We start from the raw sequence: 18,959 nt of genomic DNA on the forward strand, positions 1-18,959 counted from the left end.
TCGAGCTGTGTAAGCTCGATTTTTTTATTGTTTTGGCATTAAGAAGATTTTTCTTTCTTCATACGTATCTTCAAATTCCAAAAAGTAGCAAGCATAATAGCTGCAAAGGAGCCGCTAATTGTTGCTAATAGTTTTGCATAAGGATAAGCATTCATATCAACTAGTAACATCATACATACAAGGGTAGGGAAGAAGGCTAAGTATTGTAATAACTTTAATTTGTTATCATTACTCATATATATCGTTCCTTTCTAGTATGTTATATGTTTATTGTAGCATATTTTCCCAATTTTCATTTGCACTTGGAAGCGGATTCATCCTATATTTGATTAAAGTTTCATTTCATATGTGTAAATGCAATTTTTTAATTCGATATTGTAAGTTTTGCCTACTTAATCCTAAAAACTTTGCAGCCTGTGAGATATTACCGTGATACTCTGTCAGAATTTGATTGATGTAGTTCTTCTCCATTGTCTCTATTGTGTGCTTTAACGTTTTAGGTGCATCATCCTCGTTATTAGTTAGGGAAGGTTGCATATTGAATTCTTTTTTTATTTGTTCACGAAAGCGAGCGGGAAGATGAAACGCTGTAATAATATTTTCATCTTCAACTAAATTCATCGAACCTTCAATGATATGTTCCAATTCTCGTACGTTTCCAGGCCAATCATATGCATACAAGAATTCTCTTACATGTACATCTAGATCCGTTACGCCAAGTCCAAATTGAATGTTGTACTTTTCGATAAAGTGCTGCACAAGATCAGGAATATCTTCTTTTCGTTCACGTAAAGGCGGGAGACATAAAGTAACGACGCTTAATCGGTAATATAAGTCTTCCCGTAATCGATTATGTGTAATAGCTTCAAGAGGATCTTCATTAATAGTTGCTATAATACGAACATCAATTTCTTTTTCTTGTGTGCCTCCGATTCTTCGTATTGTTTTTTCTTGTATAGCTCGTAGTAACTTCGCTTGAAGTGCTGGACTTAATGAGTTGATCTCATCTAATAACAAAGTTCCTCCATTTGCTTCTTCAAATAAACCAGCTTTATCGATAGCTCCTGTAAATGCACCTCGGTTCGTACCAAATAATAAGCTTTCCATGAGTGTATCAGGTATAGCGGCACAGTTTTGTGAAATAAATGGTTTTGTTGAACGTTGACTTTCATTATGGATACTTTGTGCAAATAGTTCTTTACCGGTCCCTGTTTCTCCTACGAGAAGTATGGATGAGGATGTACGAATTACTCTCTTTGCTTCTGTAATGACAGATTGAATAGCATTAGAATCACCGATTATGTGATCAAAGGTAAACTTATTATTTTGTTTTCGAGAAAGGTTCGTTTTCATTGTTTGTTTGAAATGGCTAATCTCTGTTGAAATTTCAATAGCGCCTTTAATTTTTCCGTTTTCTATTATAGGGAAAGTATTGTTAATTGTTGTAATTTCTTGCCCTTTATTGTTAAAATACGTTTGTTTTATATTTTTGTTTGTTTTTCCTAATTTTAATGCCTCTATTAGAGTACTATTTTTATTTTCTTCAAATGCGAATACTTCTAAAGGACTTTTATATAGCACATCTGAGCGTTCCATTGATTCAATTTCCATCATTTTGCGGTTATAGATAATCGTTTTACTTTCCTCATTAATAATATGAATCCCGATATCGAGCTCATTGAGTAAAGTTTCATATAGCATATTCATTTCAATGATCTGTTTAAAATTAATTTCTTCTGTACGCATAGATTATCTTCTCCTCATTTCACCCTATGAAGACTGACTTTTTATAATTTTATTAAAATTCTTATAAAATCGCAAAATTTTTTTGCTATTTTCCCTTTAAAACTTCTCAAATGATAGAAAAATTTTGCGGTTATGAAGATTTTTTTTTGAGAAACCTTCATTTTAAATAGGAATTGGAGATTGGTACGCATTTTGCATAAATAATAGTTGAAATCTCTAAAGGAGGGATATGCAACGTTTCAGTACCGATTAATAAGAAGGAGGAGTTTATAAAGTGAAGATGGTTATAGAAGGCGTGTATAGTCCTTGTTACGGGAAAGTAGAGAAGTTATTTGTTACGGAAAGTTCTTACGTATACGAGTGGGAGAAATTAGCGTTAATTGAAACAATAGATAAACAGAAAGTAGAAATTAAAGTAGGAATCAGTGGATATATCGAATCATTAGAAGTAGTAGAAGGACAAGCTATCGCTGATAAAAAGTTATTAATAACAGTGAGGGATGATCTTTTAATAACAGGTAGTGATTGATACTATGTATTTTGCTCTTTTCAATAATTATTCTTATTATGAACATTTTTAAAAACGCTTACATGAAATGGGTTTCCAAAGTGAAAAGGGGGGATTTATATGATGGATCAAAACCAAGGGTTAAAAAGGGAATTGAAAAGCAGGCACATCTTTATGATTGCACTTGGAGGAGTTATTGGTACCGGTCTTTTTTTAGGATCTGGGTATACAATTCATGAAGCTGGGCCTGGAGGAGCGATTGTAGCGTATCTTGTTGGAGGATTTGTTATGTATTTAACGATGCTCTGTCTTGGAGAGTTAGCTGTTGCGATGCCTGACGCAGGATCTTATCAAACGTATGCTACAAAGCACATTTCCCCTGCAGCGGGTTATGTAGTCGGCTGGATGTCATGGCTAAACTGGTCTGCTACGATAGGTATTGAACTGATTGCAGTTAGTATTTTAATGAAACGATGGTTTCCTGATGTACCGTCATGGATTTGGTGTGTAGCGTTTGCGGTGCTTCTCTTTGCTATCAATGCGTTATCTTCAAGAAGTTTTGCAGAAGTTGAATTTTGGTTTGCAAGTATTAAAGTAATTACAATCATTGCATTTATTATTTTAGGCGGGGCAGCAATGTTTGGTTTTCTAGATATGAAAGGAAATGAACCAGCACCGATGTTCTCTAGCTTTACTGATTATGGTGGGTTGTTTCCAAATGGATTATCAGCCATTTTAATTACGATGATTGCAGTTAATTTTTCCTTCCAAGGAACGGAACTAGTTGGTATTGCAGCTGGAGAGAGTGAAAATCCAGAGAAAACGATTCCGAAGGCAATTAATAATACAGTTTGGCGTATACTTGTGTTCTTTGTATTATCTATTTTCATTCTTGCAGGCTTATTCCCTTGGCAGCAAGCGGGAGTGATAGAAAGTCCATTCGTAGTTGTATTTGATAAAATTGGTATTCCTTATGCAGCCGATATTATAAATTTCGTTATTATTACAGCGGTTCTATCCGTTGCGAATTCAGGATTATATGCAACTTCTCGTATGCTATGGTCTATGTCTAATCAAGGAATGATTAGTCCAATTTTCGGTAAGTTATCTAAAAATGGTGTTCCTATTTATGCATTGATTGTAAGTACAATTGTAGGTTGCCTTTCATTACTATCAGGTATTTATGCGGAAGATACAGTTTATTTATGGCTACTTTCTATTGCCGGGTTCGGGGCGATATTAGTTTGGGCATCTATTGCTCTATCTAACTTGTTGGCTAGAAGGTCATACATTAAGCAGGGCGGGGATGTGAAGGACTTGAAATTTAAAACACCGCTGTATCCATTCGTACCACTGCTTGCGTTAGTATTAAATGTAACAGTAATTGTTGGTATGGCTTTTATTCCAGAACAAAGAATGGCATTATATTGTGGTATTCCATTTATGATTGTTTGTTTACTGTTTTACCGTGCGACAAGAAATAAGGCACGTAAGGTAGAACATATTGAAAAAACAAATACAACAGAGGCAGAAAGTTTATAAATATATTAGAAACTTATGCTAAAAAAAGAGACTGTAAAATTGTAAACAGTCTCTTTTTTTGTGACAATAAAGCTGGAAACATACTATGTATGCAAAGGGGAACTAGCGATGAATCAAGAAGTTTCACAGCTATTAGAACAGATTGATTTACGAAAAGATGAGTTACTAGAGCTTACAAAGACTTTAATTCGTTTTGAAACACCAGCACCGCCGGCGAGAAACACAAATGAGGCGCAAGAATTTGTTGCAGATTTTCTAAAAAAACGAAATTTTAGTGTTGATAAATGGGATGTATATCCGAATGACCCGAACGTTGTTGGGGTGAGAAAAGGGCTAGAAAGTGACACACATAAAAGTCTTATTATTAATGGACATGTGGATGTAGCTGAAGTATCAGCAGATGAAGCGTGGGAAACCAATCCGTTTGAGCCATTTATAAAAGATGGTTGGTTAGTTGGACGTGGTGCGGCGGATATGAAAGGAGGACTGGCTGGAGCACTATTTGCTATTCAACTTTTACAAGAAGCTGGCATTGAATTACCTGGAGATTTAATCTTTCAATCAGTAATTGGGGAAGAAGTTGGAGAAGCAGGTACACTTCAATGCTGCAAAAGAGGTTATGATGCTGATTTTGCAGTCGTAGTGGATACAAGTGATTTACATATGCAAGGACAGGGCGGCGTAATTACTGGATGGATTACTGTGAAAAGCCCCCAGACGTTTCATGATGCAACACGCAGGCAAATGATTCATGCTGGAGGACGTTTATTCGGAGCGAGTGCGATTGAAAAAATGATGAAAATTGTGCAAAGTTTACAAGAATTAGAGCGTCATTGGGCAGTTATGAAAACATATGAAGGTTATCCATCTGGAACCACAACAATTAACCCAGCTGTTATTGAAGGCGGACGGCATGCAGCGTTTATTGCGGATGAGTGCCGGTTATGGATAACGGTGCACTTCTATCCGAATGAAACACATGAACAAATAATAAAAGAAATTGAAGAGTATATTGAGAAAGTAGCGGCTGCCGATCCATGGTTAAGTGAAAATCCACCACAATTTAAGTGGGGCGGAGAATCAATGATTGTGGACCGTGGCGAAATTTTCCCTTCTTTAGAAGTAGATCGTGAACATGCAGCAGTAAAAACTCTTAGCTCAGTACACGAATCAATTCTATCTAAAAATGCAATTTTAGATATGTCTGCAACGGTAACGGATGGTGGTTGGTTTAGTGAATTTCATATTCCAGCTGTTATTTACGGGCCAGGTACATTAGAAGAAGCTCATTCAATAAATGAGAAAGTTGAAGTAGAACAGTTAATTGAATTTACAAAAGTAATAACAGCATTTATATATGAATGGTGTCACACGAAAAAATAGATTAGTGTGTTGAAATCGTACAGGTATGTATACTTGTACGATTTTTTAGTGAACTATTTCAGAGTTGAACAGAAACAACTGAAATAGTTCTTTATTTTTCTATGTCTTTCGTTTTAGTTCGATTAATTTCTCTTTCGCTAATTCAACAGCAATCGCATCATCTAAATAGCCAATTGGAAAGAGATAGTCGGGAATAATATCTGTCGATAAAATGAAATACAGTAATGCGCCTCCAAGAACTGCACGCTCTTCTTTTGAGATAGTTTCATTGCAAAATTGTTGATACATATCGGTTAATTGTTCAATAAAAGGACCAGCGCTATCAATTTGTTCTAATTTACTCGCGAAACTTTCATGAATACGTTTTTCACCTTCTGTTGTCTGAGCATAGCGTTCATAGTTTTCAAGTTCTTGTTTTACGCGAGTTGTTGTATAGTCGAAATCGAATAAGTTAGAGGATTGCAGCGTTTGCTGAATTGTATCAAGAGATGTGTACATATCCGTCTTTTCTTTATTAATGTGAGGAGAATCAGGATACATTTCATCAAATAACAATTGGGGTGGAACTTGCAAACACTCTGCAAATTTTTGTAGATGTTTTTGTTTTGGCGGTTGTTTACCATTCATAATTCTTGAGATTGTTGCGGGATCAATATTTGTATGCATTCCTAATTGACGCATGGATAAGGCACGTTCTTTTAAAAGTTTTTTTATTAATGTACTAAGCCGCTCATTTGGGTTTTCTTTAGGCATAGTGAAGGCACTCCTTTTTTATTGTTGAAAAAATGTTGAGCATTTCTTACATGTATATGAAACAGACAGGCACAGTTGCTCAACATTTTCATAATATGCATTGAAAAGTGAGAAAAAGGGGTGGCTGTTTATGGGTACGGCAGGTCTATTTTCAATTTTTTTAATCGGTATTGCTTCTAATTTAGATAATGCAGGTGTTGGGATTGCATATGGCATTCGTAAAATTCGAATTTCGTGGCTTAACAATTTTATCATCGCATTTTTTGGTTTTTTATTTACTTTATTAGCTGGCTTTTTTGGGAACTGGATAGCGTTATTTATTTCAGAGTTTACTGCAAACCTAATTGGAGCAATCGTTTTAGGTATAATCGGTGTGTTTATTTTGTGCCAGCCTTTCTTGGGGCAAAGAAATACTGTAGGTTCTAAAGATGGTAATGTACTTATGGGAATTTTACGTGATCCAGAAAAAGCAGATTTTGATGGTTCTAAAACAATTAGTTTTTCAGAAGCAATTGTTTTAGGGGTTGCGTTGTCTATTAATAATATTGCAGGTGGATTTGACGCTGGGGTAACAAACTTGAATCTGTGGCTTACAGCAACTATTTCTGGGGTGTTTAGTTTTATTTGTATTAGTGGTTTTGCTTATGTAGGAAAACGATTTTTAGCAGAATACTTAGGGAAATGGGCTACTGTTATTGCGGGCTTACTATTAATTCTTATTGGGATAGATCAGTTATTGTGAGGAGAACAGAAAATAATGTTCGAGTATTTCCTTGGAAATATGGCAAAGGATTGCATATATCGACGTACTTTTCTCCATACTAATACGGATTTCTTTTAAAGAAAGGGGGATCCGTATGGGACGCGGAAAAGCGTTTGATCATAAGAAAAAAGGGCATGACCATCAACCGCCTAAAGGTGCGTTTATTCATAAAGATGTAAATGAACATACTTTAGAAGAGGAAGAGCTACCAGTAAATATTGAGGCGTATAAAAATAGTTTAAAAAAACATTAAAAGCACCTACATAGGTGCTTTTTCAACGTATATCTTCAATTAGTTGTTCCGATTCTTCATGCATACTGTACTCACTTAAAACTTGAATACAGAGCCACTTTAATTCTTCGATAGTATGTTCAAGTTCTTCAGGAAGCACATGATGAATGTCTTCAAGTCCCATTCCGAAATGAATAAGTTCAAGTACTTGATCATCGATGTTCCGATCCATTAGTAGTTCAAGTACTTCTAAATTGAATATGTATCGGTGAGCTTCATCGAGTGAAACCACTTTTAACTTCAAGCTTTCTACAATACTCAATATAAAAAGAAGAATCGTTTTTTCAAGAACAGGCTGTTTTTCCATTTGAAATATTAGTTTCATCTTTCACACCTCCACATATAGCGCTAGGTTGTACTATATTATTCAGGAGGGGGGAGCAAATATGCATGATATAGAGAAACTTTTAGTACTGTTTTGTAAGGGGATGGATAGCGGATAAAGTTGAGGTTTTTATGAAATGAAAAAAATCCTGCTAGTATAGCAGGATAACTCTGAATTAAAAAATGCTCCAACCTTCTTGAGCAGAAAGAAGTTCAAGAATTTTAAAACCAGCGATACTATTTCCGTTTGCATCTAAAGCCGGTCCGAAAATGCCAATTCCCATTTCTCCTTTTACGCAGCCGAAAATGCCACCAGCTACGCCGCTTTTTGCGGGGATACCAACGCGAATCGCAAATTCACCAGATTCGTTATACATACCGCACGTAACCATAAATGTTTTACAGATTTTTGTAATATGTTTAGGGATAATTTGTTTTTTCTTATATGGATCATATCCATCCATCGCAAAAATTAAGCCGATACGTGCTAAATCGATACAGTTTACTTCAACTGCACATTGTCGAGTGTATAAATCCATAAGTTCTTCGATGTCACAATCGATAATTCCGTTTTGTTTCATATAGTAACAAAGTGAACGGTTTAAGTAAGCTGTCTCTAATTCTGAATTGGCAACTTTAGAAGAATAATTAATGGTAGGATTATCTGTTATTTCACGTACAAAATGAAGGATGCGCTCCATTTTTTTTTCATTATCTTTTCCTGTTAACATGCTTGTAATAGCTAGTGCTCCCGCATTAATCATTGGATTAAGTGGTTTGGATGGACTTGTTGTTTCTAACTTAATAATAGAGTTGAATGGATCACCAGTTGGTTCCATTCCAACTTTAGAAAATACATATTCTTCACCACGATCTAAAAGAGCAAGTGCAAGTGTAATTACTTTTGAAATACTTTGAAGAGTAAATAGTGTTTGTGAGTTGCCAGCATGGATATATTCTGTTTCTTTATGGAAAATGGCAATCCCTAAATCGTCTGGATTTGCATTTCCTAGTTCGGGGATATAAGTAGCAAGCTTTCCTTTTTTCGTATATGGTTTTACTTGTTCTAACAACTGTTGTAAGTTGTTTGTTTCAATGCACTGCATAGTACCAACGCTCCTATTTCGAATTAACTACGTTTACTTTTCCCGATATGCTCGGAAATAAATAATAACATGAAAAGGTGGAATGATAAAACGAAAGTTACATGTTCTATAGTAGGTATTTCGTTTCGAGTATTCTATATTAAAAAAGGAGAATTTTCCTTTTATATAACAGTTTGGAAATAGGAGATTTATCCATAAAAAATTCAAAAATAAAAACTACACATCTATACAACTATATGTTATTATGGTTATGTAAATAGAAAGCGTTTTCTAAGGCGTACTTATAATGATAACGATTTCATAAATTGAATTAGGGGGAATTAAAATGTTGCAGTTTCTACAACGTATTGGTAAAGCGTTAATGCTTCCAATCGCAGTGCTACCAGCAGCAGGATTATTGCTTCGTCTAGGACAACCAGATGTATTTGATATTCCTGTTATGGCACAGGCCGGTGCAGCAGTTTTTGATAATTTAGCACTTATTTTTGCAATTGGTATTGCAATCGGTTTGTCTGTTGATGGTAGTGGTGCAGCAGGTCTTGCAGGTGCAATTGGTTATCTAGTTATGAAAAACAGTATTGATGCACTTAGTAAGGGATATTCTACTGTAGAATTACAAGATAAATTAGGCAAAGTTCAAGATTTAATAGGTAATAGCGCTAATGTAGATCCATCTAAGCTTGCAGATACAATGACACAGGTATCTAAGGCAGCCGAATTATCGACTAAAGTGGATATGAAAGTTTTAGGTGGTATTATTGTCGGTGTTATAGCAGGACTTCTTTATAATAAATTCCATAAGATTAAACTTCCAGAATGGTTAGGGTTCTTTGCTGGAAAACGTTTCGTTCCGATTGTTACATCGGTTGTGATGTTACTATTAGGAATTCTATTCGCACAAATTTGGCCAGCAATTCAAAATGCTATCGATGCATTAGCTCATGGAATTGTTAATTTAGGGGCAGTTGGTTCAGGTCTATTTGGTTTATTAAACCGTCTATTAATTCCAATCGGTTTACACCACGTAATGAACACATACTTTTGGTTCGTACTTGGTGACTTTACAAATGCAGCAGGTAATGTTGTAAATGGTGATATTGCTCGCTTCCTTGCAGGAGATAAAACAGCGGGTATGTTTATGACTGGTTTCTTCCCAGTTATGATGTTCGGTTTACCAGCAGCATGTTTCGCAATGATTGCGGCTGCTAAACCAGAAAAACGTAAAATGGTTACAGGTATGTTAGGTGGTCTAGCATTAACTTCATTCTTAACTGGTATTACAGAACCAATTGAATTCTCATTCATGTTCTTATCACCAGTATTATATGGTATTCATGCTGTATTAACAGGTCTGTCTCTATTTATTACAACAACTCTTGGCATTCACGATGGTTTCACATTTAGTGCCGGTGCAATCGATTACTTCTTAAACTTCGGTATTGCAACAAAACCAGTATTACTAGCGGGAGTCGGTTTAATTTACGCAGTAATTTATTTCGTTGTATTTTACTTCTTAATTAAGAAGTTCGATCTAAAAACTCCTGGTCGCGAAGATGACGACGAGCTAGCTGAAGAGGGTGACGCACCTGTTGCAGGTTCAATTGGTGAAACTTACGTAGCAGCTTTAGGTGGAAAAGAAAACTTAACAGTTATTGATAACTGTGCAACACGTCTACGCTTACAAGTGAAAGATGCTGGTCAAGTAAATGAAGCAGCATTAAAACGTGCTGGTGCAAAAGGTGTTATGAAATTAAGTAACACGAGTGTCCAAGTTATCGTAGGTACAAATGTTGAATCTGTTGCCGATGATATGAAAAAACACGTATAAATAATGAGATAAGAGGATATCCCAAAAGATTGATAACATCATTTTTTAGAGGATATCCTCTTTTTTTGTTAACAATTTAACGGGAATCTTACTTTTGTAAATTTTCTTTTTCTTTTTTATACATATAGGTTGGTAATATGTGCAGTGCGTGATAAAGTAGGGATGACGTCGAATGGAATGTCAAAAATCTATGAAAAAGATACGGAATGAATCTTGTGTAGTGGAATTAAATTATCGGTAAATAAGGGGAAAAAAGCAATCATGGATCAGGAAAAAAATAATGCGAATGGGAAAGCACGTCGGCCGATTGTATACATAAAAAGAACAATCATTCTCGTCTTACTATTTTCACTTGTATATTTCATGTATACAAAAATTGTTGCGCATAATAAGAAAGAAGAAACTTTAAAAGCAGCGGCAGAAATGAAGAAACAAGAAGATCTAAAAAAGAAAGCAGAAGAAAAAAAGAAGCGAGAAGTACAAAAACAAAAAGAGCAGGAAGAACAAGTAAAGCAAGTACAAGCTGTGGAGAAGCCTGCTGAGGGACCACCTCAAGAAATTAATGAAAACGCTCAATTAGATCAATATTTACAAAACGCAGGATTTAGCGGGACGGCTGTTATTGTGAAGAACGGAAAAGTTCTTTTGAATAAAGGATACGGTATGGCGAACAAAGAGAAACAAGTACCGAATAATTCAGAGACAACTTTTTATATTGGTTCTATTTCAAAGGCATTTGTAGCGACTGCTATTATGCAATTAAAGGATCAAAATAAATTAAACGTAGAGGATACGATTGCAAAGTATATTCCAGATTTCCCTCAAGGTAATGGTATTCAGTTAAAACATTTACTAACACATACATCAGGAATTCCAGAGTATGAGCAGGGAACAGAGGATATTTCTCATGAAGAATTGATAAAACGAATAGGAAAGCAAAAGCGTGTTGGGGGTCCAGGAGAGAAATGGAAGTATTCCGATTCGAACTATTCGATACTTGCCTACATCGCTGAGAAGGTAAGTGGACAACCGTTAGAAGAATATATTAAACAACATATTTTTGCTACTGCGGGTATGAAGCAGTCTGGTTTCGGCAAAGCGCTAGAGCAAACAAGGTTTCCATCGACAGGTTATAAAATAGTAAATAACAATATGACAACACCTAATATTCCAAGTATGTCACAACTATATGGTTGTGGTGATATATATACAAGTGCACATGATTTATATTTATTTAATGAAGCACTCTTCTCTGGAAAGTTAATTTCAAAAGAGAGCTATGATCAAATGTTTACAGGCGGAAAAAAAGATTACGGATTTGGTTGGTATGTAGATCCGGGAAGTTATTCGAATCACGGTGTAATGCCAGGATGGAATTGTTTAAATGGATTTAGTAAAAACGGAAGTGTGTATGTCGTTTTATTATCTAACATTCAAAACAACATTAAATCATTTGGTAAAGTGAATAACGACATTTACACAATGTTGCGAAATATTGAAGTGTAAGAGGCTATCCTTTTGGATAGTCTTTTTTTATTGAGGAAGTGTAGGGGGCAATGAGATAATGAAATAAAGTGAAACTTTAATCAGTGGGGGGGTTCTTCATCCCCACTGATTATTAGCCCTCACCAATCGGGCTTTTACGGGCAGTCGATCCCCCACCTAACTTCTTTGCTTTCGCCGAATTTTGAAGTGGGGGTCTTACTGCCCGGCGAATAGCGGGATAAATGGAAAAGGGGGAGGGATATGAGTATACATAAGCATCACGCACGTAATGCAAAACGCATATTTTTTGTATCTGTCATTGTATGGATTATCGTCGCAATTGTATTAGTGATGGAATATAAAAAAGGGATGCTATTCACTTCTGAGAAAGAAAATCTCAAATTAATAAGTGTTGTACTACCAGCATTTGGATTATTAATATATAGTTTTATGGAAAAACGAAGGTCGAAAATGCTTAAACAGGAAAATTATAATATAGAGACTTCTGAATTATTTGAGCAAAAAAAATTTGTTGTTCGTAAAGAGGTAGGGGTATTTCAAGTAATAACGTACTTTGGATTAGATGGAAATACAGTAGGGTTTTTAAAAGAAGAGTATGATTTTGTTATTCAACGTGTATGGCAAGTTGTACTTTCTTTTCTTTTAAAGGGACTACATAAGCAACAATTTTATTTATATAATCAATCGGGAGAAAGATTATTGCGTGTTCAAAAGGAGATGGGAGTACGAAACTTCTATACTTTTTCTAATATAGATGGAAAGAAAATTGGAGAGTTGAAACAAGTACTAAGTTTAACAAAGTGGGAATGGACCTTTTTAGGGATGGATGGTGAAGAAATTGGTAAAGTGGCTGGCGATTTTTCAGCAACAATGCAGAAAATAGATTGGCGAGATGGAACGCATATTGATGTAAAAGAAGATGGTATTCCTTTAGAAGCTGTTAAGTATTTCTCGGCAAGTGGTGGTTCACTTGTTACAGCTTCTATAAGTGAACAGGCAGAATTACCACGAGCGGTTTATTATAGTGCAGCTGCCATTGTTACAATTAAAAATTAAAATATACATAAAGATAGATGGGATACCATCTATCTTTTTTGTGTGACTAGAAAAGATGGTTTCTTTGAAAAATGTATGCCTTACCTATCACAAAAAAAGCCTGCTCTGTATACATTAAGATGTATGGATGTGTTTTTATACTTTAAAAATAATAGGAGGAGAAGTGTATGTGTTTGTTCGGTAAGTATTGGAAAAAGCTATCGAGATTGTTTAATAGACAATTAGATTATTTTTTAGATAATAAGTTATTGCCTGCTGTGGAGAGACTTTTATTTTCACAAAACTTCGCGAGATTTATTCAAAGAAACTCTAAGCAAGCTACGGAAGAAGTTATTGAATCAAGTAGATTTCAATCTATTATTTGTAACATTTTAAAAGAATGTAATACATCACCTTTTAAAGAAATTGCAGAGCAGTATTTGGGTAAAAACGTAGAGATTACTGTGACAGTTGGACAGTTAACGGGTGTGATTGTAGCAGTTGGTGATGATTTCTTAACACTGCAAGAAGGAATAGGAACAGAAGTTTTATTACCATTTACAAGTATTATATCAATTAAAGAAGCGTAAGAAAGGAGAGTTATATATGTTATTTACTGATGAATTACGTAACCATGTTGGTGAACTAGTGCAAGTTGTGACAGCTGTAGAAATCATTGCAGGCGTTCTTTTATCTGTGACGGATGGGGCAGTAATTGTTCGTACTTCTCCTTCTTATGGACCACCAGAAGATGTAGTTGTACGTATTCCGATTATTGCTTATGTTCGCTTGGAAGGGTAAGTGTGATACAAGTATGAGAGTGTCAGTTGTTATTCCAGTGCATAATGAAGCAAGTACTTTATCAAAAGTTTTAGTAGAAGTAAGGAAGTTGGAACCATATGAAATTATCATAGTAGATAATGGATCGACAGATGGTACGAAAGAAATAGCGTTACAGCATAATTGCCGTGTGATTTATTATAGATATTCTCTTGGTAATGATGTGGGACGGGCAATTGGTGCTAGAGAAGCAAAAGGTGAAATTGTTTTATTTTTAGATGGCGATATCGTCATGAAAAGTGAAGAATTATACAATTTTATTAAAGGAATACAGCAAGGACATGAGATTGTTTTAAATAATTTAACATGGTCCGTTTATTTGAAGATGAGACCGCATTATACGACGGTTGGAAAATATATGTTAAACCGTTATTTGAACAAAAAAGAATTTGTTGTAGGATCTTTAATTGCGATACCACATGCGATAAGTCGTGAAGTGATTGAAGAACTAGGGTGGTGGAATTTAGCGGATCCAGCACTATTTCAAGCGATGGCGATGTCTAGAGGAGTAGATATTTCTGATATGGCTTCAGTTGATGTCATTTACACAAATAAAGTTCGTCCTGTCCATACGGGCACATCACCTGGCTCTCCTTATCCGAAAGCGACTAGTCGTATTATGGGTGATCATTTGCGAGCTTTACAATATGTAATCGAAACATACGGTAATCGCGGTGGTTTTTCAGAGGGCAATAAAGATAGGGAGTTTGTAGGAAAGTATAAACCAGTTTTATTACAAAAGAAAAAAGCGAAATATAGTGCCATTATCCCAGTATCAGAAGAGAAAACAACTATAAGGTCTGTTATACAAGAAGTGAAAAAAGCAGGTGTAGATGAAATTATAGTTGTTGTGAATGGAGCTGCCGTAAAGACCATTAAACAAGTAAAGCTAGAGAATGTTATTGTTGTTGAGTTGGAGGAAGTGCTTGGGCATAATGTAGCACGGGCGATAGGGGCCATGTATGCTACGGCAGATATTTGCTTATTTGTTGATAGTGATTTTGTTATTCCAGCAACAAATTTAATTCTATTTTTGCGTGCTATTGAAGATGGAAGTGATGTGGCATTAAATGATTTACAGTGTTTATTAGATATGTTTCATCCAGCAGATCCAATTAGCATGGGAAAATATTTTGTGAATTTGATAGCGAAGCGACCAGATTTATGGAATAACTCATTAACAGCAGTACCACACGCTATGCATAAAAAAGTAATAGAGAAAATTGGTTATGATTCTCTTGTGATTCCTCCATTAGCTCAGGTGAAAGCTATTTTAGAAGGATTCTCTATTACAGCAGTAGAGTTAGTAGATGTTATAAAAACAAATCGAGTACGTCCAGAGCAACACGAATTTGTAAATGGGCGTATTTCAGCATTTGATCGTATTTTCGGTGATCAAATTGAGGCGATTGCGTATTTATTACAATGTACAGACGAACGCGGTGGCTTTACAGATGGAGATAGAGATAGAGATATCATTCAACAATTGAGAAGGGAAGAAGAGAATACAAATGAATAGTAGTAAAGTAGCTATTATTGGCTTAGGGTATGTTGGCCTTCCTTTAGCAGTCCATTTTGCAGAGAGAGGGCATACAGTACTTGGGTTAGATAAAGATATTAGAAAAATAGAATCAATTATAAAAGGAGAAAGCTATATTCCGGATGTTTCTTCTAAAGAGTTACAAAGTTTATTGGTAAAAAAAAAATTAATAGTGAACACACCGGATCAAGGCATTGCTGATTTTCAAAATAGTGATTATGTTATTGTTACTGTCCCGACTCCGATTAATGAACAAAGAGAACCAGACTTAAGTGCCCTCATTTCAGCCTCACATTATATACAACAAAACCTTCAAAAAGGACAAACCTTCATTTTTGAAAGCTCCACATATCCAGGTACACTCGAGGAAGTTATCATTCCTATTATTTCTCAAACAGGTAAAAAGGTAGGAGAAGATTTCTATATCGGATATTCCCCTGAGAGAATTGATCCGGCTAACAGTCACTATTCTGTTCAAACGATTCCAAAAGTTATTAGTGGACAAACAGAAAAGTGTAAACAAAAAGTTCAGGAGTTGTATAGCACTACATTTGATGTAGTTGTTCCAGTTAGTTCTCCGAAAGTAGCGGAAATGTGTAAGTTATTTGAAAATATTCAGCGCCTAGTCAATATTTCCTTAGTAAATGAGTTAAACACACTATGTGAAAGTTTAGGAATTGATTTTTATGAGGCGCTTGAAGCCGCATCTACAAAACCGTTTGGATTTACCCCATATTGGCCAGGACCAGGAATAGGAGGACATTGTATTCCAGTAGATCCTTTATATTTCCAATGGAGAATAAAAAGAAATGGGGAAATTAGTCAATTAATTGAGGCTGCACATGTGATTAATGAAGAAATGCCAGAGAAAATAGTCCGGAAAGTAAAAGGTATGGTGCAATCACCTGCATCAGTTTTAATTGTAGGAATTGCATATAAGAAAGATGTAAATGATTTGAGAGAATCACCGGCTTTACCAATTATTGAATTGTTACTAAAAGAAGGATATGAAATCGAATATCACGATCCATATATTTCTTCTGCAAAGTTTGAAGATAAGGTGTACCAATCTGTTTCTTTGGATGAACAAGTGGTTAAACAAGCGGGTTGTATTTTAATTTTAACTGATCACTCTAATATCGATTGGAAGCTTTTTAAAGGAATGAAGCGAGTAATAGATACACGTGGAATTATAAAGAAGGTGAGTGTATGAGTAAGAAATGTTTAATTACAGGTGGAGCAGGATTTATTGGTTCACATTTAGCTGAAGAGCTGGTGAAAAGAGGCTATGGAGTTACGATCGTTGATAACTTCTATAAAGGGAAAAATAAATATCATGATGAGTTAATGAAAGAAATTCGAGTTATTCCAATAAGTGTTTTAGATAAAAATTCTATTTATGAATTAGTAAACCAACATGATGTAGTGTTTCATTTAGCAGCAATTTTAGGCGTGAAAACGACAATGGAAAAGAGTATAGAGCTTATTGAAACAAATTTTGATGGAACGAGAAATATTTTACAAGCAGCGCTAAAAGAAAAGAAGAAAGTGGTCTTTGCTTCTACTTCAGAAGTATATGGTAAGGCAAAGCCACCCTTCTCTGAAGAGGGAGATCGATTATACGGGGCAACTTCTAAAATACGCTGGAGTTATGCAGTGTGTAAAACATTAGAAGAGACATTATGTTTGGGATATGCATTAGAAGGTTTACCGGTAACGATTGTTCGTTATTTTAATATTTATGGTCCAAGAGCGAAAGATGGTCCATATGCAGGGGTAATCCCGCGATTTATTAGTGCGGCTTTGCAAGGAGAAGACATTCTCGTATATGGGGATGGAGAGCAGACACGTTGCTTTACGTATGTAAGTGATGCGGTAGAGGCAACAATTCGAGCAATGGATGAGAAGGTAAATGGTGAAATTATTAACATAGGTTCTGAGAATGAAAAGAGTATAAAAGAAGTGGCAGAAGTAATTAAAAAGCTAACGAAATCCTCTTCAAAGATTGTTCAAGTTCCTTTTGAAGAGGTGTACCCACATGGCTTTGAAGAAATTCCAAATAGAAGACCAGATGTTGCGAAATTAAGAGAACTTGTTCAGTTTCAAGCAGAAGTAACATGGGAAGAAGGATTGAAAGAAACTATTAAGTGGTTCCGTGAAGAAAATAATGGCTAAGTCACTATCGGTCATTATACCTGTATGTAATGAAGCTGAAACGATTTCAGATGTTATCCAATCGGCAAAAGGATTAAATCCAATAGAGATTATTGTAGTAGCAAACGGTTGTAACGATGGTACAGAAGAGGTTGCTGATCGTTTAGGGTGTAAAGTAATCAAGCATACAGAGCTACTAGGGAACGATGTTGGCCGTGCGATTGGCGCAAAACATGCGATAGGTGATGTATTACTATTTATAGATGGAGATTTTGCTATTCAAACTTCAAAATTACAATTATTCCTTAATCCGATTTTACATGATCAGGCCGACATCGTTTTAAATAATTTGGACGCATTATTTTTAAAGAAACAAAAACCGCACGCCGTGACAGTATGGCGCCAAATATTAAATGCAATATTAGAGCGCGAAGAATTAAAGATTGATTCTTTATTAGCTGTACCGCATGCGTTGACGAAAGAAGTTGTTCAAAGCATTGGATATGAATGTTTCGTTAATCCTATTGTCGCTCATTTACGCCTAGTACAAAGCAAATGGAGAATTAGTCGTCATTGTGCAATTGACGTTATTACACCGAATAAATTTCGGCCGGCCGAGCATGCTGCGTATGGCACGGGTCTTTCTCAATCTGAAAAACGGATGATAGGTGATCATATAGAAGCTGTAGCGGAGCGAATAGTAGGCAGTGATGAGCGCGGAGGGTATTATGATGGAAATAGGAAAAGAGAGTGTGTCTATCATACTTTAAGTTTCGAAGATTTTTATCAAGGATGGGGCGTTACATCTAAGTTGTATAAAGGAAAACAATTATCAGTCATTATTCCTGTACAAGATGAAGAGAAAACAATTGGAAATGTTATAGAGGAGCTTCGCAAAATTGAACCTTTTGAAATTATCGTTGTTGTAAATGGTTCGTCTGATAAAACAGCAACGATTGCAAAAGACAAGGGAGCAACAACAATTGTATATAAAGAAGCACTTGGCAACGATGTGGGACGTTCACTTGGAACTTATTTCGCCAAAGGAGAAATAGTATTATTTATAGACGGTGATTTTGTTATTCCAGCTAGTGAGCTATATCCATTTGCAAAAGCTATTGCAGATGGAATGGATGTCGCATTAAATGATCTAAATCATTATTTAGATTTAAGAGTACCGCTTCATCTTGTAACTGCATTTAAATATGCATTAAATTTAGCTTGTGATAGAAAAGATTTAGGAGTAGGATCTCTTATCGCTGTACCTAATGCGTTTAGCCAGAAGTGTTTGAAATCAATTGGGTATAGGTCTTTATTGTCACCTTGCGTAGCGCAAGTGAAAGCTATTCTTTCAGGATTCGAAATTGCGTGTGTAAGTCGTGTAGAGGTCGATAAGATGAACCGCATTCGTCCCAGTGAACATTTTGCAAAAATAGGTCATCCTCCAGCTGTCTTGCGAATTATAGGTGATCATATAGAAGGATTAGAGCAATTAATTGTATTAGAAGGTAGCCGTGGTGGATTCTATGATGGGAATAGAAAAAGAGATGTTTTAGAGTAATAACAAAAAAAGTGTACAACATATGTACACTTTTTTTGTTCTGTTATAAAAACTATAACAGATTAGGAGATAAGAGTA

The 18,959-nt window shown here is 35.5% G+C and carries 20 protein-coding genes; 15 read left to right on the forward strand and 5 right to left on the reverse strand.

The window, feature by feature from the left end:
• Positions 1 to 38 precede the first annotated feature (38 nt).
• Together DT250_RS21465 and DT250_RS21470 are read right to left on the reverse strand one after the other, a co-directional pair.
• A complete protein-coding gene (locus DT250_RS21465) occupies positions 39 to 236 on the reverse strand; it encodes a hypothetical protein (protein WP_149213693.1) in 198 nt (65 codons plus the stop codon).
• Positions 237 to 342: 106 nt separating this feature from the next.
• The gene (locus DT250_RS21470) at positions 343 to 1,746 is read right to left on the reverse strand and encodes a sigma-54 interaction domain-containing protein (RefSeq protein WP_088061645.1); all 1,404 of its coding nucleotides are present in this window, start codon (positions 1,744 to 1,746) and stop codon (positions 343 to 345) included.
• 274 nt (positions 1,747 to 2,020) lie between these two features.
• On the opposite strand from DT250_RS21470, the gene DT250_RS21475 reads away from it, so the two are divergent.
• The 3 genes from DT250_RS21475 (at position 2,021) to DT250_RS21485 (ending at position 5,179) form a co-directional block, all read left to right on the forward strand.
• Positions 2,021 to 2,275, forward strand: a complete 255-nt coding sequence (locus DT250_RS21475; RefSeq protein WP_000784766.1) for a biotin/lipoyl-containing protein — start codon at positions 2,021 to 2,023, stop codon at positions 2,273 to 2,275.
• 99 nt (positions 2,276 to 2,374) lie between these two features.
• Positions 2,375 to 3,796, forward strand: a complete 1,422-nt coding sequence (locus tag DT250_RS21480) for an amino acid permease (RefSeq protein WP_000969239.1) — start codon at positions 2,375 to 2,377, stop codon at positions 3,794 to 3,796.
• 108 nt (positions 3,797 to 3,904) lie between these two features.
• The gene (locus tag DT250_RS21485) at positions 3,905 to 5,179 is read left to right on the forward strand and encodes an acetylornithine deacetylase (protein WP_149213694.1); all 1,275 of its coding nucleotides are present in this window, start codon (positions 3,905 to 3,907) and stop codon (positions 5,177 to 5,179) included.
• Between the two features lie 99 nt (positions 5,180 to 5,278).
• Here DT250_RS21485 and DT250_RS21490 read toward each other — a convergent pair whose 3' ends face one another.
• On the reverse strand, positions 5,279 to 5,932 hold the full coding sequence (locus tag DT250_RS21490; RefSeq protein ID WP_001123723.1) for a DUF1232 domain-containing protein: 654 nt from the start codon (positions 5,930 to 5,932) through the stop codon (positions 5,279 to 5,281).
• A gap of 130 nt (positions 5,933 to 6,062) precedes the next feature.
• Between DT250_RS21490 and DT250_RS21495 the strand changes: the two genes are divergently transcribed.
• Together DT250_RS21495 and DT250_RS31765 are read left to right on the forward strand one after the other, a co-directional pair.
• The gene (locus DT250_RS21495) at positions 6,063 to 6,674 is read left to right on the forward strand and encodes a manganese efflux pump (protein WP_149213695.1); all 612 of its coding nucleotides are present in this window, start codon (positions 6,063 to 6,065) and stop codon (positions 6,672 to 6,674) included.
• Positions 6,675 to 6,789: 115 nt separating this feature from the next.
• Complete coding sequence (locus tag DT250_RS31765) at positions 6,790 to 6,948, forward strand: hypothetical protein (RefSeq protein WP_000532409.1); 159 nt, start codon at positions 6,790 to 6,792, stop codon at positions 6,946 to 6,948.
• A gap of 22 nt (positions 6,949 to 6,970) precedes the next feature.
• Here DT250_RS31765 and DT250_RS21500 read toward each other — a convergent pair whose 3' ends face one another.
• Together DT250_RS21500 and glsA are read right to left on the reverse strand one after the other, a co-directional pair.
• Positions 6,971 to 7,312, reverse strand: a complete 342-nt coding sequence (locus tag DT250_RS21500) for a DUF3969 family protein (RefSeq protein ID WP_000766602.1) — start codon at positions 7,310 to 7,312, stop codon at positions 6,971 to 6,973.
• 175 nt (positions 7,313 to 7,487) lie between these two features.
• On the reverse strand, positions 7,488 to 8,417 hold the full coding sequence (gene glsA, locus DT250_RS21505; protein ID WP_001149862.1) for a glutaminase A: 930 nt from the start codon (positions 8,415 to 8,417) through the stop codon (positions 7,488 to 7,490).
• A 69-nt stretch (positions 8,418 to 8,486) separates the two neighbouring features.
• Between glsA and DT250_RS32710 the strand changes: the two genes are divergently transcribed.
• From DT250_RS32710 to DT250_RS21555, 10 genes are all read left to right on the forward strand, one after another.
• Positions 8,487 to 8,600: a transcriptional regulator gene (locus DT250_RS32710; protein ID WP_074651593.1), complete on the forward strand. Its 114-nt coding sequence runs from the start codon at positions 8,487 to 8,489 to the stop codon at positions 8,598 to 8,600.
• A 142-nt stretch (positions 8,601 to 8,742) separates the two neighbouring features.
• Positions 8,743 to 10,245, forward strand: a complete 1,503-nt coding sequence (gene nagE / locus DT250_RS21515) for an N-acetylglucosamine-specific PTS transporter subunit IIBC (RefSeq protein WP_048567302.1) — start codon at positions 8,743 to 8,745, stop codon at positions 10,243 to 10,245.
• 261 nt (positions 10,246 to 10,506) lie between these two features.
• The gene (locus tag DT250_RS21520; protein ID WP_046953687.1) at positions 10,507 to 11,751 is read left to right on the forward strand and encodes a serine hydrolase domain-containing protein; all 1,245 of its coding nucleotides are present in this window, start codon (positions 10,507 to 10,509) and stop codon (positions 11,749 to 11,751) included.
• Between the two features lie 240 nt (positions 11,752 to 11,991).
• Positions 11,992 to 12,807 (forward strand): hypothetical protein, encoded by an 816-nt coding sequence (locus tag DT250_RS21525; protein ID WP_046953686.1) that lies wholly within the window; start codon positions 11,992 to 11,994, stop codon positions 12,805 to 12,807.
• Between the two features lie 167 nt (positions 12,808 to 12,974).
• Complete coding sequence (locus DT250_RS21530) at positions 12,975 to 13,376, forward strand: LSm family protein (protein WP_046953685.1); 402 nt, start codon at positions 12,975 to 12,977, stop codon at positions 13,374 to 13,376.
• Positions 13,377 to 13,392: 16 nt separating this feature from the next.
• A complete protein-coding gene (locus tag DT250_RS21535) occupies positions 13,393 to 13,587 on the forward strand; it encodes an LSm family protein (RefSeq protein ID WP_000899469.1) in 195 nt (64 codons plus the stop codon).
• A 13-nt stretch (positions 13,588 to 13,600) separates the two neighbouring features.
• Complete coding sequence (locus tag DT250_RS21540) at positions 13,601 to 15,145, forward strand: glycosyltransferase family 2 protein (protein ID WP_149213699.1); 1,545 nt, start codon at positions 13,601 to 13,603, stop codon at positions 15,143 to 15,145.
• A complete protein-coding gene (locus tag DT250_RS21545; protein WP_046953683.1) occupies positions 15,138 to 16,379 on the forward strand; it encodes a nucleotide sugar dehydrogenase in 1,242 nt (413 codons plus the stop codon). The genes DT250_RS21540 and DT250_RS21545 overlap by 8 nt, the downstream gene beginning before the upstream one ends.
• The gene (locus tag DT250_RS21550) at positions 16,376 to 17,341 is read left to right on the forward strand and encodes an NAD-dependent epimerase/dehydratase family protein (protein WP_098668605.1); all 966 of its coding nucleotides are present in this window, start codon (positions 16,376 to 16,378) and stop codon (positions 17,339 to 17,341) included. Before DT250_RS21545 ends, DT250_RS21550 begins: the two co-directional genes overlap by 4 nt.
• Positions 17,334 to 18,881, forward strand: coding sequence for a glycosyltransferase family 2 protein (locus tag DT250_RS21555; protein ID WP_046958170.1), 1,548 nt, complete (start codon positions 17,334 to 17,336; stop codon positions 18,879 to 18,881). The genes DT250_RS21550 and DT250_RS21555 overlap by 8 nt, the downstream gene beginning before the upstream one ends.
• The last annotated feature ends 78 nt before the right edge of the window (positions 18,882 to 18,959 follow it).

This window comes from Bacillus sp. AR2-1 (genome assembly GCF_008368755.1).
GTDB classification, from domain to species: domain Bacteria; phylum Bacillota; class Bacilli; order Bacillales; family Bacillaceae_G; genus Bacillus_A; species Bacillus_A wiedmannii.